This window comes from Rhodoferax sp. GW822-FHT04A08, assembly GCF_058801025.1.
This window is the reverse complement of sequence record NZ_JBXAMW010000042.1, coordinates 1-4,811: the sequence shown is the minus strand read 5'-3', so window position 1 is coordinate 4,811 and position 4,811 is coordinate 1. Positions and strand designations below refer to the sequence as shown.

At 55.6% G+C, this 4,811-nt stretch carries 6 protein-coding genes; 3 read left to right on the top strand and 3 right to left on the bottom strand.

What is annotated here, in order from left to right; translation table 11 throughout:
- Positions 1-144: 144 nt before the first annotated feature.
- Entirely contained in the window at positions 145-615 is a 471-nt protein-coding gene (locus AC1RMF_RS26320) for a hypothetical protein (RefSeq protein WP_493145472.1), read from the bottom strand.
- Between the two features lie 219 nt (positions 616-834).
- Positions 835-999 carry a hypothetical protein gene (locus tag AC1RMF_RS26315; RefSeq protein WP_493145471.1) on the bottom strand — a complete coding sequence of 55 codons (165 nt, stop codon included), beginning with the start codon at positions 997-999 and terminating at the stop codon, positions 835-837.
- A gap of 216 nt (positions 1,000-1,215) precedes the next feature.
- Here AC1RMF_RS26315 and AC1RMF_RS26310 point away from each other — a divergent pair, with 216 nt between their 5' ends.
- From AC1RMF_RS26310 to tnpC, 3 genes are all read left to right on the top strand, one after another.
- Positions 1,216-1,593 carry a transposase gene (locus AC1RMF_RS26310; protein ID WP_493145469.1) on the top strand — a complete coding sequence of 126 codons (378 nt, stop codon included), beginning with the start codon at positions 1,216-1,218 and terminating at the stop codon, positions 1,591-1,593.
- Positions 1,590-1,928, top strand: a complete 339-nt coding sequence (tnpB, locus tag AC1RMF_RS26305) for an IS66 family insertion sequence element accessory protein TnpB (protein WP_493145467.1) — start codon at positions 1,590-1,592, stop codon at positions 1,926-1,928. The genes AC1RMF_RS26310 and tnpB overlap by 4 nt, the downstream gene beginning before the upstream one ends.
- 73 nt (positions 1,929-2,001) lie before the next feature.
- Positions 2,002-3,570: an IS66 family transposase gene (tnpC, locus tag AC1RMF_RS26300; RefSeq protein ID WP_493145465.1), complete on the top strand. Its 1,569-nt coding sequence runs from the start codon at positions 2,002-2,004 to the stop codon at positions 3,568-3,570.
- A 14-nt stretch (positions 3,571-3,584) separates the two neighbouring features.
- Here the strand turns inward: tnpC and AC1RMF_RS26295 are convergent, their stop codons facing one another.
- On the bottom strand, positions 3,585-4,298 hold the full coding sequence (locus tag AC1RMF_RS26295; RefSeq protein WP_493145463.1) for a UPF0149 family protein: 714 nt from the start codon (positions 4,296-4,298) through the stop codon (positions 3,585-3,587).
- Positions 4,299-4,811 lie beyond the last annotated feature (513 nt).

Genomic DNA, 4,811 nt, shown 5'->3' with positions numbered 1-4,811 from the left:
CCGATGAGCGCTGCTACCCTATCTAGCTGTTCTCGGACTCCGGGCAGTTGCTAGGCTCTCTTTCGGGTAAGGCCATGAATGTCGGCTATCGGCAACGCCGAAAAAATGAGGCTCCAAAATGTCTGGAATCATATACAGACCGTCTCAATTTGATTCCTGCGCCCGCCGGTACCCTTCAACGATTGCTGAAGCCAATTCAGCTTCTTCGGCCAGCTGCACTTGCTCCTCGTGAAGTTCCAGAAGTGTATTTACCATATGGCCCTCTTGCTCACTAAGGCTATAGCACCCTCCATTCAGCACTCTTACTCGGCATTCGAGGATGGTATCCAATGCCTGATTGAAATCGCCAAGCATTTCATTTCCATATCCTTGCTCTGCTAAAACAATGCTGGCATAGGCGGTAACAACGAGTTCTCTGAAGTGCTCGAACTGCCCACCACCGTTTGTAAGCGCGTAAAGTGCCATTCGACCTGCCAGGCCGATACTGGTCCGAGTCGTCTGTGACACTGGCTTCTTCGCAAAGGCACGCCAGACCGGATTTGCGGTTAGCATGACCATATTGCGTGTGTCCCGATTCAATTTGCTCAAACTGTGTTTCTTTTTTGGTTTCTTCAAAGCCACTCACCCCTTTTTATCACTCGCCCGGCCGACGCAGTTGGGGCCCAATTATGCGAAATGTTGCATGTGAGACTTCATCCGCCGCCACGTGCGTAAGCAATGTCCAATGTCGAATAGATATGGCCATTGTGCAACGTTGGGATAATCGTTTCTGGAACCGCCCAAAAAGAAGTTGCCTGCAGGATCCTATTGATGGACTGCTCTAAGCGCAAATGGCTAGACCTGCGCGGCGGCAATTTCAACTGTGGGTGTTGAAACGGGTTCGATCACCTTGCTTACCTTCAGCGCTGCTTTGGTCCTGGGAACCACCTTGGATTTAGCAGGCTTGCTCACTGCCTTTTCTGCCTTGGCTGTTATTCCTTTCTTGGCAACAGCATTCATCTTCTTCCCAGGCTCGGCGTCGGCCGCAGTGTTTACGGAGCTTTCGCCAAGTTGATAGATTCCGTGGCCACCCAATTTGACTGGGCCCGTGACTAGAACTCTTGTAAGCGGCCAGCGAAGTCACCTTGTTGACTGACCCCTGACCTTGCAACATTGCGTCCACATTAAATGATTGTGGACGCAATGCTCAAAGACTCAGACCCTCCGAGATACGCGGTGCGACGTACCAAGCGCACATACTCTGCCGGGATCAAGGCCGAATTGATGGCTGCTTGCAGTGCACCGGGCGCATCCATTGCGGCGGTCGCCAGTGCCAATGGCATGAACGCCAACGTGTTGCACCGCTGGCTCAAAGAGTCATCCCAACCCAAGCCGCCATTTGGCAACGCCGCGGGCACTGGCGCCACTCCCGTGGACATGGCTGGCCAGAGTGTGCCGTCATTCATTGCGTTGCCACTTCTCACGAAACCTGCCGAACCAGTGGAGCATGAGATCAAGGTGGAGGTACGCAAAGGAGGTCTGGTCATGACCGTCACCTGGCCCATGTCTGCGGCCAGTGAATTTGCCTGTTGGTCAGCCTCCGTTCTCAAGTGATTCGTATCGACTGCGCATGGCTGGCAGTACAGCCACTGGACATGCGCGCAGGCACGGATACAGCCCTTGGCCGAGTGGTCCAGGTGTTCGGCGCGGCGCATCCCCACCACGCCTACTTGTTTGCCAACCGCAGGGCCAATCGCGAGAAGGTGCTCGTGCATGATGGAATTGGCATCTGGCTGGCAGCCCGCCGACTCAACGAAGGCAAGTTTGCCTGGCCAGCAGCGACCACATTGAACAGGCACCAGCAACTCAGCATGGAACAATTGCAAGCCTTGGTGCTGGGCCTGCCCTGGCAGCGCCTGGGCCATGACGGCATCATCACCGTAGTGTGAGTTGGTGTCGTGGCAAGTCCATTGGTGCATGCACCGATGGTGATGTCGTTCAGTGTTTGGCACACTACGTGCCATGGTTGTCATCCCCGATTCGCTGGACCCATTGAACGCGCAGGAGTTGCGCGAATTGCTCACCGGCTTGATGACCAAAGTTGCGCAGCAAGACCAGCAAATCGCCAGCAACGACCGGGAACTGCTGTTCCGCCAGACCAAGATTGACCAGCTCACGCACGAGATGGCGGTACTCAAGCGCAGCCAGTTTGGTCGCAGCCGTGAGCAACTCGACAGCACACAGGTCAGCTTGCTCGAAGAAGCCTTCGATGAAGACCTTGCTGCCATTGAGCAAGAACTCAAGAACCTTACACCACCGAAGGCCGACACCGAGCCAGCCAAGAAGCCCAAGCGTGCGGCGCTGCCGGACAACCTGCCACGCGTGGACGTCCACCACGAGCCAGATTCCGCAATCTGCAAGTGTGGCTGCCAACGCAAACGCATTGGCGAGGATGTCTCTGAGAAGCTGGACTACACACCTGGCGTGTTCACGGTAGAGCGTCATGTGCGCGGCAAATGGGTCTGTTCCAACTGCGAAACCCTGACCCAGACACCAGTTCCCCCGCAAGTCATTGACAAGGGCATCCCCACGGCCGGATTGCTGGCCCAGGTGTTGGTGGCCAAGTACGCGGATCATTTACCCTTGTACCGCCAGGAGAAGATCTTTGGTCGTGCTGGCCTGGAGATCCCGCGCTCCACACTGGGTGCATGGGTTGGCATGTGTGGCGTGCAGTTGCAACCTTTGGTGGATGCGCTGAAGGCGTCGGTGCTAAGCCACGCGATCCTGCATGCGGATGAAACGCCGATCCCGATGCTCAAGCCGGGCAACAAGAAGACGCATCGCGCCTACCTCTGGGCCTATGCACCTGGCGTCTTCGAAACCAAACGGGCGGTTGTGTACGACTTCTGTGAGTCCCGTGCCGGCGAACATGCCAGAACATTCCTGGGTAAATCCGATGAGGATGGTGGCTGGAACGGAACACTGGTTTGTGATGATTACGTGGCCTATAAGGCGCTCTTTACCAAGGGCATCAAAGAGTCCGGCTGCATGGCGCATGCCCGCAGGAAGCTCTTTGAACTGCATGCAAACCACACCAGTCAGATTGCGGCGGAGGGTCTTAAATTCTTTGACCTGCTGTATGACGTGGAGCGCGACGCAAAGGCACTCAGCGCCGAGGATCGCAAGAGGATTCGACAGGAAAGGGCCAAACCGATTGCCGATGCCCTGCATCAGTGGCTGTTATTGCAACGAAGCAAGGTGACCAACGGTTCGGCCACCGCAAAAGCACTGGACTACAGCCTCAAACGCTGGGTCGCGCTGACGCACTACCTGTATGAAGGTCAAGTACCCATCGACAACAATTGGTGCGAGAACCAAATCCGCCCGGTCGCATTGGGAAGGGGCAATTGGCTCTTTGCAGGGTCGCTGCGGGCGGGACAGCGTGCCGCCGCCGTGATGAGCCTGATTCAAAGCGCCAAGATCAATGGGCATGACCCGTATGCCTACATGAAGGACATCCTCACACGGCTGCCAACGCAGAAGAACAGCCAGATCGAAGAATTGTTGCCGCATCGGTGGCAGCCAGCCTGAAGTATTGCTGCTACCTAATGCAGGTTGGCAGCGGCACCGCAACACCTCTTGAACTTCTTGCCGCTGCCGCATGGACAGGGCTCATTGCGCCCGACCTTGGGTTGCATCGTCTTTGCAACCTCACGCTCGTAAACCGCGCGGCGGTATGGTAACCAGTGCCGGTGCATGGCAACGACGGCTTCGGGAATTTGCAGAGCCAGCTTGCTGCGCATCGCTGGTGTCTTGGTCAATGCGTCCTGATCGGCGCCAAAGTCGTCTTCCCCCAACAAGCCAATCGGGCGATACCAGGCCTGGCCCTGAGGTGTCTGCAATAGCGGCGCCCACTCCGCTTGGCACAGGTGAACTCCTTGAGTAAAGCCATAAGCCCAGCCTTCTGCGTCGTCGTACTCGCGACCCCGATACTCCTGCGTACACCATTGCGGATAAATCTCCGGTGGATCTTCTTCCAGGCCCGTGATGATGCTGTTGAACATGCGCATGATCAGTCCCAGAATCTGGTTGAGCTTCTCAATGCTCTCCACCGGCGGCATCATGCTATCGCCATCTCCCCAGATGCCCGGCATCCACTGCCGTGGCATCAGGGTTTTAGGACCGATGGCAATGGCATGCAAATACCCGTCCAGCATGTCCAGTGTCATGCCCTCATCGCAATCTACCTCATGAAGCATGAAGTGATCAAGCTCGTCGAGTTCTTCATCTGACAAGGGTTCAAAGGCCAAGGGGGTCATAAAACGGCAGCACGTTTGCAGGTCAATGGTATGCGCGCCATTCTCGCTTAACCGTCAACCGGTCCGCGTCAAGATGGGATCACTGGCCGCTTACGAACTCTTTTCAGAGATATACCTACGGAGCCCAATGGGAGCATTACCCCAGCTGCCAATGCGGCACCAGTAACAGCAGTACCCATATCCGATTTCAAAATACCTTGCAGACAGAAGCTTTGCGTCGTTAGCTGTTAGGGCTTCGGCTGCAGCAACCTTGCGTCCAGTCTTCTTCGCAGCCTTCACTTTTTTTGCAGCCTTGGCAATCCATGCCATGACATCGATGGCCGCAGCGTTGGAAATTGATCAGTGCTTGGCAATGTCCTGCAGAACGATGACGTCTTCTGCAGGAACAGCGAGTTCATAGGCCTGAGCAAAAAGCTTCTGGAGCTGTGACTCTATTGCAACAAGTCCTTGATCCAATCTGGAAAGTGACTTGAATCGCTCAATCACCTGATCCGATTCAGTTCCAAACCTATT